Origin of the sequence: Pedobacter sp. KACC 23697 (assembly GCF_045348445.1) — a bacterium.
Lineage (GTDB): Bacteria > Bacteroidota > Bacteroidia > Sphingobacteriales > Sphingobacteriaceae > Pedobacter.
In genome coordinates this window covers 3,071,787-3,090,901 of sequence record NZ_CP157485.1, presented here as the reverse complement: position 1 = coordinate 3,090,901, position 19,115 = coordinate 3,071,787, and the positions used below count along the sequence as shown (strand labels likewise).

The 19,115-nt window shown below is 37.7% G+C and carries 15 protein-coding genes; 12 read left to right on the top strand and 3 right to left on the bottom strand.

Annotation, left to right across the window (positions count from 1 at the left end; translation table 11 throughout):
• The first annotated feature begins 3 nt into the window (after window positions 1-3).
• From ABEG20_RS12280 to ABEG20_RS12260, 5 genes are all read left to right on the top strand, one after another.
• Entirely contained in the window at window positions 4-513 is a 510-nt protein-coding gene (locus tag ABEG20_RS12280) for a tetratricopeptide repeat protein (protein ID WP_406823630.1), read from the top strand.
• Window positions 514-633: 120 nt separating this feature from the next.
• Window positions 634-1,581, top strand: coding sequence for a TIGR01212 family radical SAM protein (locus tag ABEG20_RS12275; RefSeq protein WP_406823629.1), 948 nt, complete (start codon window positions 634-636; stop codon window positions 1,579-1,581).
• A 346-nt stretch (window positions 1,582-1,927) separates the two neighbouring features.
• Window positions 1,928-3,334, top strand: a complete 1,407-nt coding sequence (locus ABEG20_RS12270) for an ammonium transporter (protein ID WP_406823628.1) — start codon at window positions 1,928-1,930, stop codon at window positions 3,332-3,334.
• 37 nt (window positions 3,335-3,371) lie between these two features.
• A complete protein-coding gene (locus ABEG20_RS12265) occupies window positions 3,372-4,397 on the top strand; it encodes a porin (protein ID WP_265851775.1) in 1,026 nt (341 codons plus the stop codon).
• A gap of 95 nt (window positions 4,398-4,492) precedes the next feature.
• Window positions 4,493-5,071 (top strand): hypothetical protein, encoded by a 579-nt coding sequence (locus tag ABEG20_RS12260; RefSeq protein ID WP_406823627.1) that lies wholly within the window; start codon window positions 4,493-4,495, stop codon window positions 5,069-5,071.
• 6 nt (window positions 5,072-5,077) lie between these two features.
• Here the strand turns inward: ABEG20_RS12260 and ABEG20_RS12255 are convergent, their stop codons facing one another.
• Together ABEG20_RS12255 and ABEG20_RS12250 are read right to left on the bottom strand one after the other, a co-directional pair.
• A complete protein-coding gene (locus tag ABEG20_RS12255) occupies window positions 5,078-5,545 on the bottom strand; it encodes a hypothetical protein (protein WP_406823626.1) in 468 nt (155 codons plus the stop codon).
• A 260-nt stretch (window positions 5,546-5,805) separates the two neighbouring features.
• Window positions 5,806-6,279 carry a ribonuclease H-like YkuK family protein gene (locus ABEG20_RS12250; protein WP_406823625.1) on the bottom strand — a complete coding sequence of 158 codons (474 nt, stop codon included), beginning with the start codon at window positions 6,277-6,279 and terminating at the stop codon, window positions 5,806-5,808.
• Between the two features lie 482 nt (window positions 6,280-6,761).
• On the opposite strand from ABEG20_RS12250, the gene ABEG20_RS12245 reads away from it, so the two are divergent.
• The 6 genes from ABEG20_RS12245 (at window position 6,762) to ABEG20_RS12220 (ending at window position 13,203) form a co-directional block, all read left to right on the top strand.
• On the top strand, window positions 6,762-8,066 hold the full coding sequence (locus ABEG20_RS12245; protein WP_406823624.1) for a DEAD/DEAH box helicase: 1,305 nt from the start codon (window positions 6,762-6,764) through the stop codon (window positions 8,064-8,066).
• Window positions 8,067-8,226: 160 nt separating this feature from the next.
• The gene (locus ABEG20_RS12240; RefSeq protein WP_029274124.1) at window positions 8,227-8,460 is read left to right on the top strand and encodes a DUF1456 family protein; all 234 of its coding nucleotides are present in this window, start codon (window positions 8,227-8,229) and stop codon (window positions 8,458-8,460) included.
• Window positions 8,411-11,134, top strand: a complete 2,724-nt coding sequence (locus ABEG20_RS12235) for a TonB-dependent receptor (RefSeq protein WP_406823623.1) — start codon at window positions 8,411-8,413, stop codon at window positions 11,132-11,134. Before ABEG20_RS12240 ends, ABEG20_RS12235 begins: the two co-directional genes overlap by 50 nt.
• Before the next feature lie 57 nt (window positions 11,135-11,191).
• On the top strand, window positions 11,192-11,926 hold the full coding sequence (locus ABEG20_RS12230) for a GDSL-type esterase/lipase family protein (RefSeq protein WP_406823622.1): 735 nt from the start codon (window positions 11,192-11,194) through the stop codon (window positions 11,924-11,926).
• A gap of 525 nt (window positions 11,927-12,451) precedes the next feature.
• Window positions 12,452-12,799, top strand: coding sequence for a hypothetical protein (locus tag ABEG20_RS12225; RefSeq protein ID WP_406823621.1), 348 nt, complete (start codon window positions 12,452-12,454; stop codon window positions 12,797-12,799).
• A 20-nt stretch (window positions 12,800-12,819) separates the two neighbouring features.
• Window positions 12,820-13,203: a hypothetical protein gene (locus ABEG20_RS12220; protein ID WP_406823620.1), complete on the top strand. Its 384-nt coding sequence runs from the start codon at window positions 12,820-12,822 to the stop codon at window positions 13,201-13,203.
• 145 nt (window positions 13,204-13,348) lie between these two features.
• Here ABEG20_RS12220 and ettA read toward each other — a convergent pair whose 3' ends face one another.
• Window positions 13,349-15,028, bottom strand: coding sequence for an energy-dependent translational throttle protein EttA (gene ettA / locus ABEG20_RS12215; protein WP_406823619.1), 1,680 nt, complete (start codon window positions 15,026-15,028; stop codon window positions 13,349-13,351).
• A gap of 834 nt (window positions 15,029-15,862) precedes the next feature.
• Here ettA and ABEG20_RS12210 point away from each other — a divergent pair.
• The gene (locus ABEG20_RS12210) at window positions 15,863-19,114 is read left to right on the top strand and encodes a SusC/RagA family TonB-linked outer membrane protein (RefSeq protein ID WP_406823618.1); all 3,252 of its coding nucleotides are present in this window, start codon (window positions 15,863-15,865) and stop codon (window positions 19,112-19,114) included.
• Window position 19,115: the final 1 nt, after the last annotated feature.

Here is a 19,115-nt window from a genome sequence, read left to right as displayed (position 1 = left end):
GCTATGGAAAAAAAACAACCACTAAGAGGAAAGAAGCTGGTTATATTCAGTGTATTGTTCGCATTATTCATGGTATTTCTAGGGTATAAAATGTTATTCGATACCAGTGATCAAGCGAATATTGCGTCCATCGATAGAAAAATAGAAAAGGATAAGGCACTCAGTCAATTTGATAAAGGACTTGAATTTTACGATCAAAAAAAATATGTCGAGGCCAGTAGATATTTCCAGGAATCGCTAAATAATGGTTTTCTTGTAGCCCATGCTTTATTGGGCGAATGTAAATTACATCTTCACGATTTAAAATCCGCAGAATATCATCTGGTAAAAGCTTTAGCTGTAAAAAATGGCGAAAGTGAACTAACGGGCTATTATTCTGGAGTAGAATTTAATTTAGGCGTCGTCTATCATCTGAAGAAAGATAATAAAAATGCAGTGGCACATTTGCAAGTGGCCAAAAAATTAGGAAATAAGGATGCTGCCATTTACTTGTCCAAAATGCGATTAAATTAATTAACATCTCTTAAATAATTAAAACATAAATCCCTGTCAAGCTGTTGAACCGCTAACCGCTAACCGCTAACCGCTAACCGCTAACCCAAATCTCGAACAAAAAACGTATTTTTGTGGACAATGGGAACACTAGTAGATTCAGGGATAAAGGGTTATAAGAATTACGGGACTTATCTGCGTGAAAAGTATAAGGGGCAGCGCGTATTTAAGGTAATTGTAGATGGCGGCTTTACATGCCCCAACCGGGATGGGAGCAAAGGCTTTGGCGGTTGCACGTATTGCAATGTAGATTCTTTTACACCAGAGCCTTCGCGTCAGAATCCGAATATTAAAGATCAGCTTGCCGAAGGAATGTTCAGGGCTAAAACTTCTTATAAAGCTGATAAGTATATTGTTTATTTTCAGCCCAATACCAATACCTATGCGCCGGTGCATTATTTAAAGATGATGTATGATGAGGCCTTATCGGTTGATACCGAAAATATTGTGGGGTTTGCAGTAGGTACCCGGCCTGATTGTATTGATGCCGAAAAAGTAGCGCTGTTGGAAAGTTATACCGACCGTTTCGATGTAGATTTAGAAATGGGTATGGAATCAATTTACGATGAAACCCTCGATCAGATCAACAGAGGCTGCAGTCATGGCGAATTTGTGGCTGCGGTAGAACTTTTAAAAAACAGTAAACTCGATCTTTGTGTGCATACTATTTTTGGTTTCCCCTGGGAAACGAGAGAACAGATGTATGGTTATATTCACGAAATTAACCGTTTTCCACAGATCAAGTTTGTCAAGTTTCACCATCTTCATGTAGTAGAAGGATCGATTATGGGGGCTAAGTACAAAAAAGAACCCTTTAAATTATTTTCGCTCGAAGAATATACCGATTTACTTTGTGAGTTGATCCCTTTATTGCGTCCGGATATTGTTATTCAAAGGCTTTTTGGTATTTCTGATTGGGATTTGTTGATTGCGCCTAACTGGGGCCTTAATAAATCGGCAATTCAGACTTACATGGATAAAGAAATTGAAAAAAGAGGAGTTATTCAGGGTTCTGCGTATTTTTTGTGAAAAATTAAATTTTTTAAATATTTTAATTAAAAACCCATGAAATTTCATGGGTTTTTTGTTTTTTGATCAATTTTGCAGGTGATTTTTGTTGGATTATAGTTAAAATAACGTCAAATAGGGTTAATATTTGATTTTATTTTTCTTAAAAACACGTGTTGAAAGCACGCGTATTTTTCGTTATTTTTATTTTAAAGGTTATTTTTTGTTTTGTTTTATAAAAATTAACCAATTTTATTAAAAAAATTAAATATAATGGTGTAAAAAATACAATATGTCGTATTTTTATGAAAATAAACCAAGCATATTTCAATTATTTAAATAATACAAACAAATTAACCTAAAAACTATGAGTAAATTCTCCTTTAAACAGTATGCGCCTTTTGCGATATTGATGATTGTCGCAATTTTCGCTCTATTTATTCCGCTTCTTCCTAATTTTGATGAAGGAAAGTACAGCGGTCCAGACATTGCATTTATATTAATCGCAGCTGCGCTTGTGTTTTTAATGACTCCGGGCCTAGCATTCTTCTACGGTGGAATGGTTCATCGTAAAAATGTATTGTCTACCATGATTAAAAGTGTGGTAGCAGCGGGCGTAATTACCGTGTTATGGACAGTAGTGGGTTTTAGTTTGGCATTCGGAGATACTATTGGTGGTTTTATCGGAAATCCATCAACGTTTTTGTTCTTTAAAGGCGTAAATTCCGGCGCGCCACATCTTCAGGGAGGGGCTGACTTAACTATTCCGCTATCTTTATTTGCTGTATTTCAGTTGATGTTTGCCATCATTACTCCAGGTTTAGTGGTTGGTGCTGTTGCAGAGCGTATCCGCTTTACCTCTTATATTTTGTTTATTGTTTTATTCGCCATATTTGTTTATTCGCCACTAGCACACTGGACATGGCATCCACAAGGTTTCTTGTTAAAAATGGGTGTATTGGATTTTGCAGGTGGTACAGTAGTGCATATTTCTGCTGGTATGGCTGCTTTAGCAGGGGCACTGGTGCTGAAACGCAGAAAATCACACTTAGAACACAAAGAAGTACCGCCGGCTAATATTCCTTACGTATTAATCGGTACGGGTTTATTGTGGTTTGGTTGGTTCGGTTTTAATGCCGGATCTGCATTAAGTGCTGGTAGTTTGGCTGTTTCTGCATTTTTAACGACCAATACCGCTGCAGGTGCTGCTGGTTTATCGTGGATGTTCTTTGATGTTGCAAGAGGCAAAAAACCATCTGTATTAGGTTTTTGTATCGGAGCAGTAGTTGGTTTGGTAGCCATTACACCAGGTGCAGGTTTCGTAAGTATTTCATCCAGTGTATTTATTGGTGCTATTGCCGCAGTTATCTCCAATCTTGTGGTTTCATGGAAACAAAAAACCAGTTTGGATGATACATTAGATGTGTTTCCCTGCCATGGTGTTGGTGGTATTGTAGGTATGCTTTTGACTGGTGTTTTTGCAACCAAAACCGTTAACGCTGCCGGTGCAGATGGCTTGTTTTACGGTAATCCTGCTTTTTTTGTAACCCAATTAAAAGGTGCTTTAATTGTAATTGCATTCAGTTTTATTGTGTCATTTGTAATCTTTAAACTGGTAAACCTGATCAATCCAATAAGGGTTTCTGAAGAAGAAGAAGAACTTGGTCTAGATGCTTCTCAGCATGATGAAAAATACTCTCAAGGTACTTTACTTGTAGAGGAGAGGGCCATCTACATTGAAAGAAACAGTCCAATAACAGAACCAATTTCTTAACGACTTTTTAATATCTAAACTCAAATCAAGCTCAAACATGAAGAAACTTTTAACCGCTATTTTTACAATGGCAAGCACAACGTGTGCCCTTGCTCAAGAGACCACATCATCTCCACTTGAAATTTCAGGATCGGTAGATACCTATTTTAAATATGATTTTGCGAAAAATCCTTTAAATGCCAAAACATCTTTTGTAACCGATCACAACTCTGTTTCCCTTGGAATGATCGATATTGCATTGAAGAAAAAAACAGGAAAGGCCTCTTTTGTAGGCGAACTTTCTTTTGGCCCAAGAGGGCAATCGCAGTCTATACCGGATGCCGCTGCTGGTGGTTCATCATTTAATATCCAGAACTTGTATGTTAACTACGATTTTACTGATGAATTTAGTATGACAGCTGGTTATATGGGTACATTTATCGGATATGAAGTAATCTCACCGGTTGGAAACTTCAATTACTCTACCTCTTATCTATTCACCAATGGGCCATTCCAGAATGCCGGTATTAAAGCAACCTATAAGTTCTCTGATAAAGTGAGTTTAATGGCGGGCGTATTTAATGATTGGAACGTGTATAGTGCAACACGTGGTGTATCTGCGGTAGGCGGACAATTAATGGTTGCTCCGGTAGAGGGCTGGACTGCTTATATCAATGCCTTATCTGGTGCTGGTTTTGGTGGATACGGAACTATTGTGGATTTAACGACTTCATACCAAATTACAGAGAAATTTAAATTGGGTTTAAATGCGGCCAATTATGATATTAAAGACAGTTCGGTACCAGGAAGTTATGCTGGTGCTGCGTTATATCCTCAGTACGCTGTGGCCGATGCTGTTACAATAGGTTTAAGGGGTGAATATTTCAAGGTTAAAGCAGCAGGTGCGGTTCCCGAAACGGCTTTTACTGCAGTTACGCTTACTGCAAACATTAAATCGGGCGGTTTAACTTTTATCCCAGAGGTAAGGTTAGACCACAATAGCGACAAACCTTTCTTTAACAAAAGCGGAGCAGCTGCACCAAATGGTGGTCAGTTTTCGCTGGCAGCAGTTTACGCTTTTTAAAGAAATAAAGTTGAAAAATATGAAGCCGTCCTGGTGTAAAATCAGGACGGCTTTTTTTATCTTTAACATTTAGTTTTATCTTTTAGTTCCTATCCATGAAATACATTCTTTTTGGTTTTCTCGCCATTTCTTCAGTTAAATTATCTGCACAGCAGAAACAGTTTTCTAAAGATGACACCGGCAAATTTATCTATTATCAGGTGGTAGATTCGCAATTGGTAAACAAAGATACTTTACTGCAAAGGGCTAAATCTTTTGTTAATGTTGTCTATAAAAAATCTATGGCACAACAAACTGTTACCGATTCTTCTGTTTTGGCGAAAGGAACAATGATAATCGATAAGACTATTTTGGTTGCCGGTCACCCTAGCGGAGAGGTAAGCTATAATTTTGTTTTCGAGGCGCGCCAGGGCAAATACAGGTTTTGGTTAACTGATATGTTGTTTATTCCTTATCAAAGGGATCGCTATGGTAATTTTGTGCCTGCCACGACAATTGGTGTACCTTTAGAGCGTACACCTGGTAAACTTGGTGCTGGTGCCTGGAAAGATATTTTAAACAGTACCTATAATAAAGTCGAAAAATTCGGCGAAGAATTTAAAAAATATTTAGCCACCAGCAGGGTAGAGAAAACCAAAAAGAAAGCCGAAACCATTTCAACTAAAAAGTGGTAAGTAAAGCTAAAACTTGCCAAATAATTCTTCAACCTTTTGATAACGGAATTTAAAAATTTCGTTTATTTTGTTGCTCACCACTATTGCATTTGCAATAGCACCAATTGGTCCCCAGCCAATGCTGTAATGTAAAACATCGCGCATAAATACACCACCATCTATTTTTTCGAAATGATGTTGATGGTGCCAAAACGCAAAAGGACCAAATCGCTGTTCATCAATAAAATATACCTTATCCTGAACATGCGTAATCTCTGTTACCCAGCTCAATTTAATTCCAAACAATGGAGAAACTTTATAGGTGATGATTAAACCTGGATACATTTTGGTGTTGGCCATATTTGGTGAGGTAACATCAAAGGTCATGTCTTTAGGGGTAATTTCGGCCAGGTTCATTGGCGAAGAAAAAAAGTCCCAGGCAGTGTCCAGATCTACAGGGAGTTTCTGCGTAAATTCTAATCTATAAGTTTTCAATTTTTCCTTTTAAAGCACAACAATAAAGATGCGGTTTTGTTGGGTTTAACCGCAAAGTTTGCAAAGGGAAAGACAAAGATCGCAGAGTTGGGCGCTATAGATCTGTCGTTCCCGCAGCTAGGAAACCATAAGCGAATACCAGATGTTGTCTGGACAACAATATTTTGTTGATTTTCCTCATGATGTCGGGGAATGAAGGCACCAGGGCTTCGGACCTTTGACTTCAGATCCCGGACTAACTCCATCCCACATTTTCCATTCTAATGCACCATTTTATCAGCGCAGGTAGAACTTGCAAATGCTTCAGGTTTGGCTTTGAAAATAAAACCCATGCTTAAAATGTAACCCATGGCATCATTCAGCGCTTTATTTGATTTAAAAGATGGATTGGTATTAATATCGGCATGTACTTCCAGCGCTACATCGTAAATATCAAGTAAATCGCAAATGGAATAGGCAGTTTCAATAGATTTCTGTACTTCCATCAACATCCGTTCTTTGATGCTCACCTGCTGCGTACTCCTCTCCTGGTGGATATACATAAAACCACCATGATGCTCCCTTAAAAGTACAATTACCGTTGCAAAATCGGTTATTGCACCTTTTACCTGCGAATCGGTACCAATGCAAACTTTAAGCTTATAGCCTTTTTCACTTTCTCTGATAATCGCATTTTCTATTTCTTCGAGGATTGAAGACTGAATAATTTCACCACTAAATTTTTTCCACGTCATACACTGTGTTTTTTGAGGTTAACGAATGGTAATCAGGTTTTTATAAAAATAAGTGCTAAAAATTAAATAAATGTTAAGTCATGATTGTTTATTTGCTAACAAAAAGTTAGTTATCAACAAGTTAGTTAAAATAATTTGATGAACTTCTAATTATATGAAACAAATCATTATCCGGTCCGTTAATATTTATATATTCATTAAAATTTGTTAATTATGAGAGCAGAACTAATTCAAGAGCTCCAGTTATTACAAAATAGCAGAGCGAATAAATTTGTTGATGAACTAACTGACAGGATCTTATCCTCAGTTGATGCCGTTAACGAAAAGGTACTATCTTCTATGTCCAAACGCGGTAGGATGTTAATGTTGCTGGATAAAGGACTCAATTTTTCTACGCTCCGCAAATTGCGGAGAAAATTTTTCAAACCCTGACAAAGGGTGCCGTTTTTGCCCTGAAGAGAAATGATTACCTTTATGGCGGAATGATAGAAAATGCCTTAAAAAAATTAAACATTTCTGCACTTAACGAAATGCAGGAGTCTTCTGTAAAAGCAGCTAAGACCGGTAAAGATGTCATATTAATAGCGCCAACGGGTTCGGGGAAAACGTTGGCTTTTTTATTGCCATTGCTTTCTAATTTAAAAATCGAAGTGAAAGGCGTACAGGCTTTGATTCTGGTCCCTTCAAGAGAACTTGCCCTGCAGATTGAGCAGGTGTTTAAACAAATGGGCACTTCGTTTAAGGTAAACTGCTGTTACGGAGGCCATGCGGTAAGGATCGAAAAAAATAACCTTGCCCATCCTCCTGCGGTTTTGATCGGCACGCCAGGAAGGATCGCTTATCATCTGGAACATCAGAACTTTGACGAATCTTTTATCGAAACTTTAGTTTTAGATGAATTTGATAAGGCGCTGGAGTTCGGCTTTGAAAATGATATGTCTTATATCATCGGGTCATTACTTTCTTTAAAGCAACGGATATTAACCTCAGCAACCAAAATGGAAGAGATTCCTGGTTTTGTTAAAATCAAGACACCGGTTGAAGTCGATTTTTCGAAGAATATCGAAGCAAAACCAGATCTAAAGCTCAAAAAAATAACAGTACCTGCAGCTGATAAGTTAGATTACCTATTCAGATTATTGAGTAAAATAGGCAATAAAAATACATTGGTATTCTGTAACCACAGGGAAACGGTAGACCGGATAAGTGATTTACTGTTCGAAAATGGTTTAGGTCACGATGTTTTTCATGGTGGAATGGAGCAGCTTGATCGGGAAAAGGCATTGCTTAAATTTAGAAATGGCAGTCATCGGATTTTAATTACAACAGATCTGGCAGCACGTGGTCTCGATATCCCGGAAGTGGAACATATTGTGCACTATCAATTACCCTATACGGAAGATGCGTATATCCACCGAAATGGCCGTACGGCACGTATGCATGCGACGGGAACAGCATATGCTATTTTAACAACTGAAGAAAACTATAAATATTTGCCTGCTGATGTGGAGGAGGAAATTTTAGAAGACCGGTATGCCTTACCCGAAGCGAGTGATTGGGTAACCTTATATCTGGCGCACGGTAAGAAAGATAAAATTAATAAAATTGACATTGTAGGCCTGTTTTTACAAAAGGGAGATTTAACAAAGGATGATTTAGGCTTGATAGAAGTTAAAGATACAAGCAGTTACGTAGCGGTAAAAAGAAACAAAATAACCCAATTGTTTAAAAAACTAAGCGGTGAAAAAATTAAAGGGAAGAAACTTAAATTAGAAATTGCGAGTTGAGTTTTTTAAATTAATTGTTCGGTAGTTCATTGGTCATTGGTTAATTTGAGTATACAATAAATCAAATTCAGCTTTCTTAATTAAAATTTTTCCAACTTTGCAACAGTTCAACTTTATAACATTCTAACACCACATCAATCATTCAATAAATTCAAACGGCATGAGCAATAACGATATATTAAAGAAACTTAGAGTAGCCTTATCACTTAAAACAGAAGATATCATAACCATTTGTGACCTTGTCGGATTTAAAGTAACGAAGGCAGAGCTGGGCGATATTTTCAGAAATGAAGACCATGAGAATTTTAAACCTTGCGGCGATCAGATTCTGCGCAATTTTTTAAATGGTCTTGTTATTTACAAAAGGGGGCCGAGGGATGAGAAAAAGCAATAATTTATGCTTTTTACTATTTTTTATACTGATCATATTTTCCTTTAACGCTCTCGCACAGTCTCAGTTTAAAATAAGTGGTCATGTAATCGATTCTTTGAAGAAACCTATTGAAGGTGTAAGCATTAGGTTAATTACACACCCAGATACGCTCCGCACAAATTCTGATGCGAAAGGAAACTTTGCATTCTCAAAAGTAACCCGAAATAAGTTTTATCTTTCCATTACTGCGTTGGGCTACAAGCCTTTTACTTCTATCTACGAAATTGAATCTTCGAAAAAAAATGCTGTTTTAGATCCTGTAGTGCTTCAGGTCGAAACAATTCGCCTGGAGGATGTGCAGGTTAAGGTAAAAGTAGATCCCATTAAAATCAAAAAAGATACCATCGAATATAATGCAGGGGCTTATACAATAAGAGAAAACGATAAAGTGGAAGACCTGTTAAGGCAGCTGCAAGGCATTGAAATTGACGAAAAAGGCGCTGTTACCGCCATGGGAAAGAAAATGACCAAGCTGCGGGTAAACGGTGAAGATTTTTTCACTAACAATGTAGAGGATTATATTAAGCAGTTGCCTGCAGATATTATTGCCAAATTACAGGTTATTGAAGATTATGGTGATGAAGCTAATTTTACAGGTATTAAAACCGGTACACCGCAAAAAATGTTAAACCTGGTAACGAAGCCAGGTAAGGATCAAGGCATTTTTGGTGGAGTGAATACGAATACTGCGACTAATAACGCACATAATTTAGCCGGTAAGGGAAACGTTTGGAAGAAAACAAAACAGATTGGTTTTGGTGGCCGTTATGGTTTGACCAATAATGAATTTGCTAAATTGAATAACGGAGCCTTAAGTGGTAATATCAGAGATAAGATTTCAAAAGAATTTACGGTTAACGGCAGTTACGATTTCAGTGATGGAACCAATAAATCTATTCAGAGTAATTATCTGGAAACCTTTAATCCGCAGGGTACGATTTACGATTTAAGGGAAAGCATTAATAATTCCAATTCATTAACCAATAACATCAACCTTGGTTTAAACGGTTCTACCAAGAAAAATTATTTTAATATTATGCTTGCCGGCGCATTGGCCGATACCCGTAATGATGCTTTTTCTACTTCAAACAAAACCGGAATAATCAGGCAGGACCTGAGTTCTAATTCAGGATCGAGGAACAGCAATCCCAATCTTAATGGAAGCATCAACTGGTCGCGGCGTTTATCTGATAATAAACGTTCATTATCTATGGGCTTCAGCTTTGGTACCAGTGGTGGAAATACCAGTAGCAGCATTAATGATATGATCCGTTATTATAACGAAACTACCAATGTATTGCTTAAAGATTCAATTTTGAATCGATTGGTAGATAATAATACCTCAAGTTCTAATTTTGGCGGCAATATTCAGTTTTCAAATTCACTGAAAAAAGCGAAAGATAGTACCGGGTATAATTTTATCAACGTATCTTATCGCTTTATGGTAAGCAGAAGCCGCAACCTGCAAACTACCACGGTTAACAATCCTTTAGGAAATAGTTTTGAAGTCGATTCGCTCGGGCAGGATTATGTTTCAAATTTTATCAACCAGAACATTAGTGTTGGTTATAATGCCAACAAAAACCAGCTTAGTTACAACTTTGGCATTAATTTTTCCCCGAGTATCATTATTGGTCAATACCGGAATACCGGGCAGAAACTTAAAAACTATCAGTTAAATTTTTCACCATCGGCCAACTTAAGCTATCAGATTAAAGAAAATGGAAATTTAAGTTTTGATTACAGCGGCTATACCAATTCGCCCGATTTTAATAAACTACAACCCATTAGGAACAATAATGATGTACAGAACCTGATTATTGGTAATCCGGATCTTAAAGCAACGTCAAGCCACACGGCTGATTTTAGCTATAATAAATTTGGGGTTAAATCGGGGCTGAGTATAATGGCAGGCTTATCGGGTACTTTTGCGATCAACAGTGTGGTCAGCAATACGGTTTTTCTCAGGGATACACTAAATAGTTTAAAACAGCAGACTACATTCGAAAATGTGAACGGTATTTATAATATTGGCGCAAATTACTCCGCCAATAAAAGAATGCTGGATAATAAGCTTTCCCTATCGATATATGGAAACATTGCCTATAGCCACAATGTTTTTTATACCGATAATGTACTGAACCGAAGCAAAGGTATTAACGTTTCTAATGGTTTTAAATTTAACCTTAACCAGAAAAAATATGCCTTTAATACCAGTGCATCTTATAGTTTCAGTTCCAATACTTATTCGGTAATGAACCAGAACATCAAAAATGTGCAGGTGGTGGCCCTGAGCGGAAGTGCAAGCTGGATTCCAGGTAAACACTTCAGGGTAAATGCATCGGCCTCTAAAAGTTTAAATTTTGGATATAGCTTATATGCCGGAAATCCTTTATTGGTAAATATGGGAATGAATACTTCTTTTCTGAAAGGAAACAGGTTGCTTTTCGCTGTACAGGCAAACGATTTGTTTAATCAGGGCGCATTATTTAGCACCAGTATAACCAATAACTCCATTTCAGAAAATAGAACAAGGTTTATCAGCCGCTTTATACAAGCAACATTAAGTTATAACCTGAGCCAGTTTGGCAGTAAAAACAGTAAGTTAAACAGTAACATTAATGCTGAAGAATAAATATTTATTCCCGGATTATTTAGTTTTAGTGTTTCGTTATATGATGCAATTTGCCTTATGAATAAATTCCTGTTTCTTATTTTATGGATTTCTGCCAGTGCTGTATTTGCACAAGATCAGAAAGCAGACTCATTAAATACCAGTGCCGAAAAAGAAAATTTTAGCGACGATTGGGCCGCTTTAACGAAATATCAGAAAGAAAATGAACTTTTACCGATACCGGCCAAAAAAGAAAAAAGGGTAGTTTTTTTGGGAAGTTCTATTTTCGAATTCTGGAAACAGAAAGATCCTGAGTATTTCAGTCGGAATAATTACGTGGACAGGGGAATAAGCGGGCAGATTTCGCCACAGCTGCTCATCCGTTTTCGGCAGGATGTGATTAACCTTAAACCAAAAGTAGTAATTATTTTGGCGGGTAGTAATGACATTGCAGGCAATACAGGTCACGTGACCATCGATAAAGTGATGAATAACATTAAATCTATGGCAGAACTGGCAAAGTTACACCGTATTAAGGTTATACTTTGTAAATATTTGCCAGTTTACGAGTATCCATGGAATAAGCAAATTAAAGCAGCCGATAGCATAATTAACTTAAACGAAAAGATTGAGGCCTATGCCCAAGAGCGTAATTTTACCATTTTGGATTACTGGACACCTTTGGCAGACGAAAGAAGGGGGCAACGCGCCGAGTTAACGGTAGATGGTGTTCATCCTAACCTTGCGGGTTATAAAATTATGGAAGAGGTAACGGATGCTGCGGTAAAAAAAGCTTTAAAAAACTGGCGCTAGAAAGTTCATTGGCCATTGGTTCATTGGTTGATGATACAAAAAATTGCGCGTCGTAGATCAAAAATTAAATTCTTTTATGTCATTCTGAACACAGTGAAGAATCTTTAAAAACATAGGAATACTGAATAACCCTTAGATTAAGCTAACATTGACATAATTCATTAATGCGGGTCGTCCTCTCGACCGAAGCAACGCGAAGTGGAGAGATCTGCTGCGATAGATTTAGCTTCGTTTAGCATGCTGGTTTCTCTACGTTGTTTTTCTCCGTTCGAACTCAAATGACGATAGCTTGTAGGAGCTATCCCTCAAAAAACGGATTCAACATGTTATGTTTAGAACACATATGAAGAGATATTTATTTCATTAACTTTCAATAATATTTGAAAGTTTAATAAGTTTTATTTACTTTTACATGGTGAAAGGGAAATGGAGATAAAAAGATTTACATCATGCCTTAAAATAGGCTTATTTTTTTAATCTATATTTTCATTTTTTTCTGAAAGTTGTATAATTTAATATTTGGTTATGGACTACAATATACTCGGATATGCCATCTTTATAACGGTTATCGTATTTATCATCGTGGTGGTAGGGAAAATCTGTTACCGCAATGGAAATATCTTCGTAGCCGAACTCATTCCCGATCATTTGGATCTTTGTCAGCAGATTAATAAATCGCTTTTGGTTTCTTATTACCTGGTTAATATTGGTTATTGTGCCATGACATTGGTAGGGTGGGAGACGGTCCTTTCATCGCAGCACCTTATAGAAGTGATGGCGGTAAAAGTGGCTACCATTGTTTGCATCCTGTCTGTTCTTCATTATTTAAATATCTATTTGCTTACCCATACCATATATAAATTAATAAAATAACACCTTAAAAATTTTTCATTATGGAAACGACAAAAATTTTAACCGGCTATGCAGTTTATTTACCAATTGCACTTTTTCTGACTTTTTATGTTTCAAAAACGCTGTTCAAAAACAGTAAGATATATATGCTTGATATTTTTAAAGGGAGGGAAGAAATCGCGAATGCCACTAACAAACTTTTCGAAACAGGCTTTTACCTGCTCAATATCGGTTTCGCCCTGTTGATTATGAAGATTACGATCGGCGCAAACGATTACCGCAGTTTAGTGGAGGCACTGAGTGCTAAGATAGGTGGTTTCGCCATTTACCTTGGCATTATGCTGTTTATCAACCTGTATTTCTTTTTCAGGGGCAAACGCAAAGCAAAAGAAAACCAAAGACCAAACCCTTTTCAACCTGCATAAATTGTAAGCAAAATTGTCATCCTGAGCCTGTCGAAGGACCTTTTTAAGGTATAAAAGGCGTTTCGACAGGTTCAACGTGACAGATATAGAAAGCTTTCAATATTACGCATCACAACAAAGTCCCGATTTTTATCGGGACTTTGTATTAATCTAGTTTCTTATACCTAATGCGTTTCGGCGTAACGTCACCCAAACGTTTTTTGCGGTTTTCTTCATAATCTGAATAATTTCCTTCAAAGAAATAAACCTCAGAGTTACCTTCGAAAGCAAGGATGTGTGTACAGATCCTATCCAGGAACCACCTGTCGTGACTGATTACTACCGCACAACCACCAAAATTTTCTAAAGCTTCTTCCAGTGCACGCAAAGTATTTACGTCAATATCGTTGGTAGGCTCATCCAGCAGCAATACATTGGCCCCTTTTTTCAAGGTAATGGCCAAGTGTACACGGTTACGTTCACCACCTGATAAAATACCCACTTTTTTCTGCTGATCGCCACCATTAAAGTTGAATTTGGAAACATACGCACGGCCGTTAATAGCTTTAGTTCCTAGCTGTATATTGTCTAATCCATCAGTAATATTTTCGTATACAGTTTTATCGGCATCTAAATCATTGTGCATCTGATCTACATAACCCAGCTCAACGGTTTCGCCTACACGGAAAGTGCCGGCATCTGCTTCTTCCTGTCCGGTAATTAAACGGAATAAAGTGGTTTTACCTGCACCATTGGGTCCAATAATTCCCACAATACCTGCCGGAGGAAGGGAAAAATTTAAATTATCGAACAATACTTTATCGCCATAAGCTTTGGTCACATTCGTGGCTTCGATGACTACATTACCCAAACGCGGACCTGCAGGGATAAAGAGTTCTAATTTATCTTCTCTTTCTCTTCCGTCTTCAGAAGCTAATTTATCATAGTTGGCTAAACGCGCTTTAGATTTAGCGTGACGTGCTTTTGGGGCCATACGTACCCATTCCAACTCACGTTCCAATGTTTTTTGGCGTTTGCTTTCTGTTTTCTCTTCCTGCGATAAGCGTTTTGCTTTCTGGTCTAACCAGCTGCTGTAATTTCCTTTCCATGGGATTCCTTCACCACGGTCTAACTCTAAAATCCATCCGGCTACATTATCCAGGAAATATCTATCGTGGGTAACGGCAATAACAGTTCCTTCGTAATTTTGTAAGAATTGCTCCAACCAATCAATACTTTCGGCATCCAGGTGGTTGGTAGGCTCATCCAATAACAATACATCAGGATGTTGAAGCAATAAGCGGCACATGGCCACACGACGGCGCTCACCGCCTGACAGCACGCCTATTTTGGTTTCGGGATCAGGACAACGTAAGGCATCCATCGCTCTTTCTAATTTAGAATCAATTTCCCAGGCACCCAATGAATCAATTTTATCCTGAAGTTCACCCTGTCTGGTCATTAACTTATCCATTTTGTCTGGATCAGAATAATTTTCTTCCAAACCAAAGGCCTCATTCACTTCTTCGTATTCTTTCAAAATGGCCGTAACTTCGGCAACCCCTTCTTCAACTACCTCGCGAACGGTTTTTTCCGGGTCTAATATTGGTTCCTGTGCTAAATAACCTACCGAATAACCAGGCGAGAAAACGACTTCACCCTGATAAGATTTATCCAGGCCGGCAATAATTTTTAAAAGAGATGACTTACCAGAACCGTTTAAACCGATAACCCCGATTTTGGCTCCATAAAAGAAAGAAAGGTAAATATTTTTTAAAACCTGTTTTTGTGGCGGGTAAATTTTATTTACACCTGCCATTGAAAATATTATTTTCTCGTCAGACATGCTAATTTCTTATGTTAAAATATTTAAATGCAGTTTGCTTTGAAACTGGATTTTTTACTGTTAAAAATCTGCTTTTTAATTATCCAGGTCTCCAAAGCGGCACTGCTAATGCCGGCTACAAAGATAGAAACAACAAGCCCATTACAAAATGGTTTATGAAGTATATGATAACTTTTGATGACGGGCGCGCCATACGTTGTACCATCATTTTAAATTAAGAGTGGTCATATCTTAAAGGTAGATAGTTCACCGGTATTGAACTGACCAAAATTGTTTTCCAAAGGCTATTTCCTATTTTCCTCCTTCATTATTGTATTAGGATTTTGGTTTACATGCTGTTCGATTATAGGATCGTTAAATCAGTTAAAAACTAAATTTCAAAAGCTCGTTATGAATCAATTCATCCATTTTGTAAGCACCAATCATAGGCTATAATTTTTTAAAAAAAATAGTTTTACTTTTTTAATTTAATCAGATAATATGGGTTATTTTAGCTTATCAACGGCTTTCTTATCAATTTGGCCCCTAAGAATTACCATATTGCCCCTCACTCGTATAGCAATTTTAGTGGTTAATTTGTTACAACCAAATATAATATTGAACATATGAAGAAAACCATACTATCAAGAAGATTCAACTAAACCTCTGCTTATAGTTATCTCTATAAAGATGATTATTGCCTAATTTATCATCAAGCTTTTTCAGTAACTAGAAGAAGCTTTCGGCTGAGTTTTGCAAAGTAAGAATATCTGCTATCGTAAGGTTTTACCGTATGATGGTTGGTATACTCGTGAATAAACTAATAAACAAACAATTTCAAACTAAAATCAAACAATGAGAAAAATCTACAAAAAGAAGGCCCAGATTTCGGGCTGCCTATTTTTCCGTGGAGGCGTATTCCGAACGCTGCTCAGTATGCTGTTATTTTTGGGCTTGGGCTTTTCGGCCTCTGCTCAGAATGAAGTAACGGTAAAAGGGGTAGTAAAGGATACAATGGGCGGATTACCAGGGGTAAACATTAAAGTTTCGGGAACAAGTCGCGGAATTTCCTCTGACGATCTGGGAAGATATACCATCCAGGTTCCCCGTTCAGGAAAATTGCTTTTTTCCCTGGTAGGATATAAAGCACAAACTAAAGCAGTTATTGATTATGAGAAATCAGGCGATGGAAGTTATGTAATCAATGTGGTGTTAAAGCCTGATGCAAATTCTCTTCAGGATGTTGCGGTAGTGGGTTTTGGTACCCAGAAAAAGCAAAGTGTAATCAGTTCCATTACCTCTATTAATCCAAAAGAATTAAAGGGCCCAACCAGTAACCTGACTACCATGCTGGCAGGAAGGGTAGCCGGTATGATTGCCTATCAACGTAGTGGTGAGCCAGGTGCAGATAATGCCTCTTTCTTTATCCGCGGGTTAGGTAGTTTCGGTGCGGGCAAGCAGGATCCTTTAATTTTGATTGATGGTGTTGAGTCTACTCAAAATGACATGGCCCGTTTACAGCCGGATGACATTGCATCATTTAACGTTTTAAAGGATGCAACTGCTTCAGCCGTTTATGGAGCCAGAGGTGCAAATGGTGTGCTTTTGATTTTAACAAAAGCAGGGCAGGCCGGAGAAACTAAATATTTTTTCCGTGCTGAAACTTCATTATCCGGTAATACAAGAAATTTCAAATTTGCAGATAATGTTACCTATATGAAGCTGGCCAACGAAGCGGCATTAACCAGGAGCAGATTAGCTATATTACCTTATCTGCAGACTAAAATTGATGCTACTGCGGCCGGTGAAAATCCGCTTTTATACCCAAATAACAACTGGATAAAAGAGTTGATTAAGGATTATACCTTTAACCAGCGTTATAATATGAACGTAACAGGTGGTGGTAGTAAAGCTAGTTATTATATTTCAGGTACCTATAATATTGATAATGGGGTATTAAAAGTAGCTGATCTCAATAATTTCAACAGTAATATCAAACTCAGAAATTATTCAATAAGATCTACCGTTAATATCAACCTAACCAACACTACAGAAGCTATTGTGAGGGTGTATGGTCAGTTTGATGATTACAGGGGGCCGGTTGGCGGTTTTGATAGTAACGGAAATAAAATCAATGGTGGCCAGAAAATTTTTAACCAGGCACTCTGGTCAAATCCGGTAATGTTCCCTGCGGTTTACCCGGCAAGTTATCAGCCTTACGCTAAACACCCGTTATTTGGTAATGCCATTTCTCCTAGCGGATCGTTATACATAAATCCTTATGCTGAAATGGTTAAAGGATATCAGGATAACAATTCTTCAACCTTACAAACGCAGATTGAACTCAAGCAAGACTTAAAAGGTGTATTACCAGGTTTAAGCGCCCGATTGATGTCTTATGTAATCCGGTATTCCTACTTTGATATCGCACGTAATTATAATCCTTTTTATTATTCAGCTATTCCTAATCCGGCAGGTGGTGATTTTATGCTAAACCTGTTAAATAGTGGTGCACCTCCAACCTATGGCCTTACCGGAACGGAATATCTTAATTATTCAGAAGGCACTAAAAGTTTGAACTCTACTTTTTATACAGAAGTAGCTGTAAATTACAATCATACTTTTAAAGAGAAACATGCGGTATCCGGTATGTTGATTACCAATATGAGGAATTATCTGGCTGCAAATGCCGGAAGTCTTCAGTTGTCATTGCCATCCCGTAACCAGGGTGTATCTGGCCGTGCAACTTATGGCTATGATAATCGTTATCTGGCAGAATTCAACTTTGGTTATAACGGATCTGAGCGTTTTGCTGCAAATAATCGTTTTGGTTTCTTCCCTTCGTTCGGTTTGGGTTATCTGATCTCAAATGAAAAATTCTTCAAACCGTTGAGCAAAGTATTGAGCAATGTAAAATTAAGAGCGACTTATGGTATCACCGGTAATGATCAGATTGGAAGGGCTCAGGATCGTTTCTTCTATCTTTCAGAGGTGAACATGAATAATGGATCTTATGGCGGAACATTTGGTGAGAATAACTTCTATTATAAAGATGGTATTTCTATTTCACGTTATGCCAATCCTTTAATCACCTGGGAAAAATCTAAGCAAATCAATCTTGGTTTGGATATGACCCTGTTTGATGCGTTAAGTCTTAACATTGATGTATATAAACAAAACCGTTCAAATATTTTAACAGATAGGGTATATGTGCCAAGTACCATGGGACTACAGGCGGCAGTGAAGGCGAATACTAATGAGATGGAAAGCAGAGGGGTTGACTTTTCGGCCAATTATAACAAGTCTTTTGGAAACAGCATGTATCTGCAGTTAAGAGGTAACCTTACCTATGCTACCAACAAAATTCTAATTAACGATGAGCCGGCTTATAATGCAAATGAGGCATACCGCACGCGTGTAGGATTGCCAAGTACGCAGGCTTTTGGATATATCGCAGAAAGGCTATTTGTTGACGACGCTGAAGCTAAAAATTCACCGGTGCAATTTGCAGGTAAACCCGGACTTGATTATGGTGGCGGTGATATCAAATACAGAGATGTAAATGGTGATGGTATTATATCAGAGGCTGATGCTGTGCCGATCGGACTACCACAAGCGCCAGAAATTATTTATGGTTTTGGGGGAACATTTGGCTTTAAAGGTTTTGATATCTCTGCCTTTTTCCAGGGATCTGCCCGTTCTTCGTTTTTTATCAATCCACAAAATATTTCTCCTTTTGTATTTAACGGCGGTTCACAGAATGGTCTTCTTGATGTGGTTGCTAACAGTCACTGGAGTGAAGAGAATCGCGATATATATGCATTCTGGCCACGATTAAGCGATAAATTTGTTGCTAATAATAATCAGACATCAACCTGGTGGATGCGCAATGGATCATTTTTAAGATTAAAATCGGTAGAGCTTGGTTATAATCTTCCAACCAGAATCCAAAACAAACTCGGAATCAGGGCTACCCGCTTTTATCTAAACGCCAGTAACCTTGCCGCATTTAGCTCATTTAAGTTATGGGATGTGGAAATGGGTGGAAACGGTTTAGGTTACCCTGTACAAACGGTATACAATTTAGGTGTGAGTTTAAGTTTTTAAA

What these genes read in the sequence shown, in the direction of transcription:
- ABEG20_RS12280 (WP_406823630.1), top strand. Translation starts at nt 4, where the DNA reads ATGGAAAAAAAACAACCACTAAGAGGAAAGAAGCTGGTTATATTCAGT.
- ABEG20_RS12250 (WP_406823625.1), bottom strand. Translation starts at nt 6,279, where the DNA reads ATGACGTGGAAAAAATTTAGTGGTGAAATTATTCAGTCTTCAATCCTC.
- ABEG20_RS12275 (WP_406823629.1), top strand. Translation starts at nt 634, where the DNA reads ATGGGAACACTAGTAGATTCAGGGATAAAGGGTTATAAGAATTACGGG.
- ABEG20_RS12225 (WP_406823621.1), top strand. Translation starts at nt 12,452, where the DNA reads ATGGACTACAATATACTCGGATATGCCATCTTTATAACGGTTATCGTA.
- ABEG20_RS12210 (WP_406823618.1), top strand. Translation starts at nt 15,863, where the DNA reads ATGAGAAAAATCTACAAAAAGAAGGCCCAGATTTCGGGCTGCCTATTT.
- ABEG20_RS12235 (WP_406823623.1), top strand. Translation starts at nt 8,411, where the DNA reads ATGGTCTTGTTATTTACAAAAGGGGGCCGAGGGATGAGAAAAAGCAAT.
- ABEG20_RS12265 (WP_265851775.1), top strand. Translation starts at nt 3,372, where the DNA reads ATGAAGAAACTTTTAACCGCTATTTTTACAATGGCAAGCACAACGTGT.
- ABEG20_RS12230 (WP_406823622.1), top strand. Translation starts at nt 11,192, where the DNA reads ATGAATAAATTCCTGTTTCTTATTTTATGGATTTCTGCCAGTGCTGTA.
- ABEG20_RS12245 (WP_406823624.1), top strand. Translation starts at nt 6,762, where the DNA reads ATGATAGAAAATGCCTTAAAAAAATTAAACATTTCTGCACTTAACGAA.
- ABEG20_RS12260 (WP_406823627.1), top strand. Translation starts at nt 4,493, where the DNA reads ATGAAATACATTCTTTTTGGTTTTCTCGCCATTTCTTCAGTTAAATTA.
- ABEG20_RS12240 (WP_029274124.1), top strand. Translation starts at nt 8,227, where the DNA reads ATGAGCAATAACGATATATTAAAGAAACTTAGAGTAGCCTTATCACTT.
- ettA (WP_406823619.1), bottom strand. Translation starts at nt 15,028, where the DNA reads ATGTCTGACGAGAAAATAATATTTTCAATGGCAGGTGTAAATAAAATT.
- ABEG20_RS12220 (WP_406823620.1), top strand. Translation starts at nt 12,820, where the DNA reads ATGGAAACGACAAAAATTTTAACCGGCTATGCAGTTTATTTACCAATT.
- ABEG20_RS12270 (WP_406823628.1), top strand. Translation starts at nt 1,928, where the DNA reads ATGAGTAAATTCTCCTTTAAACAGTATGCGCCTTTTGCGATATTGATG.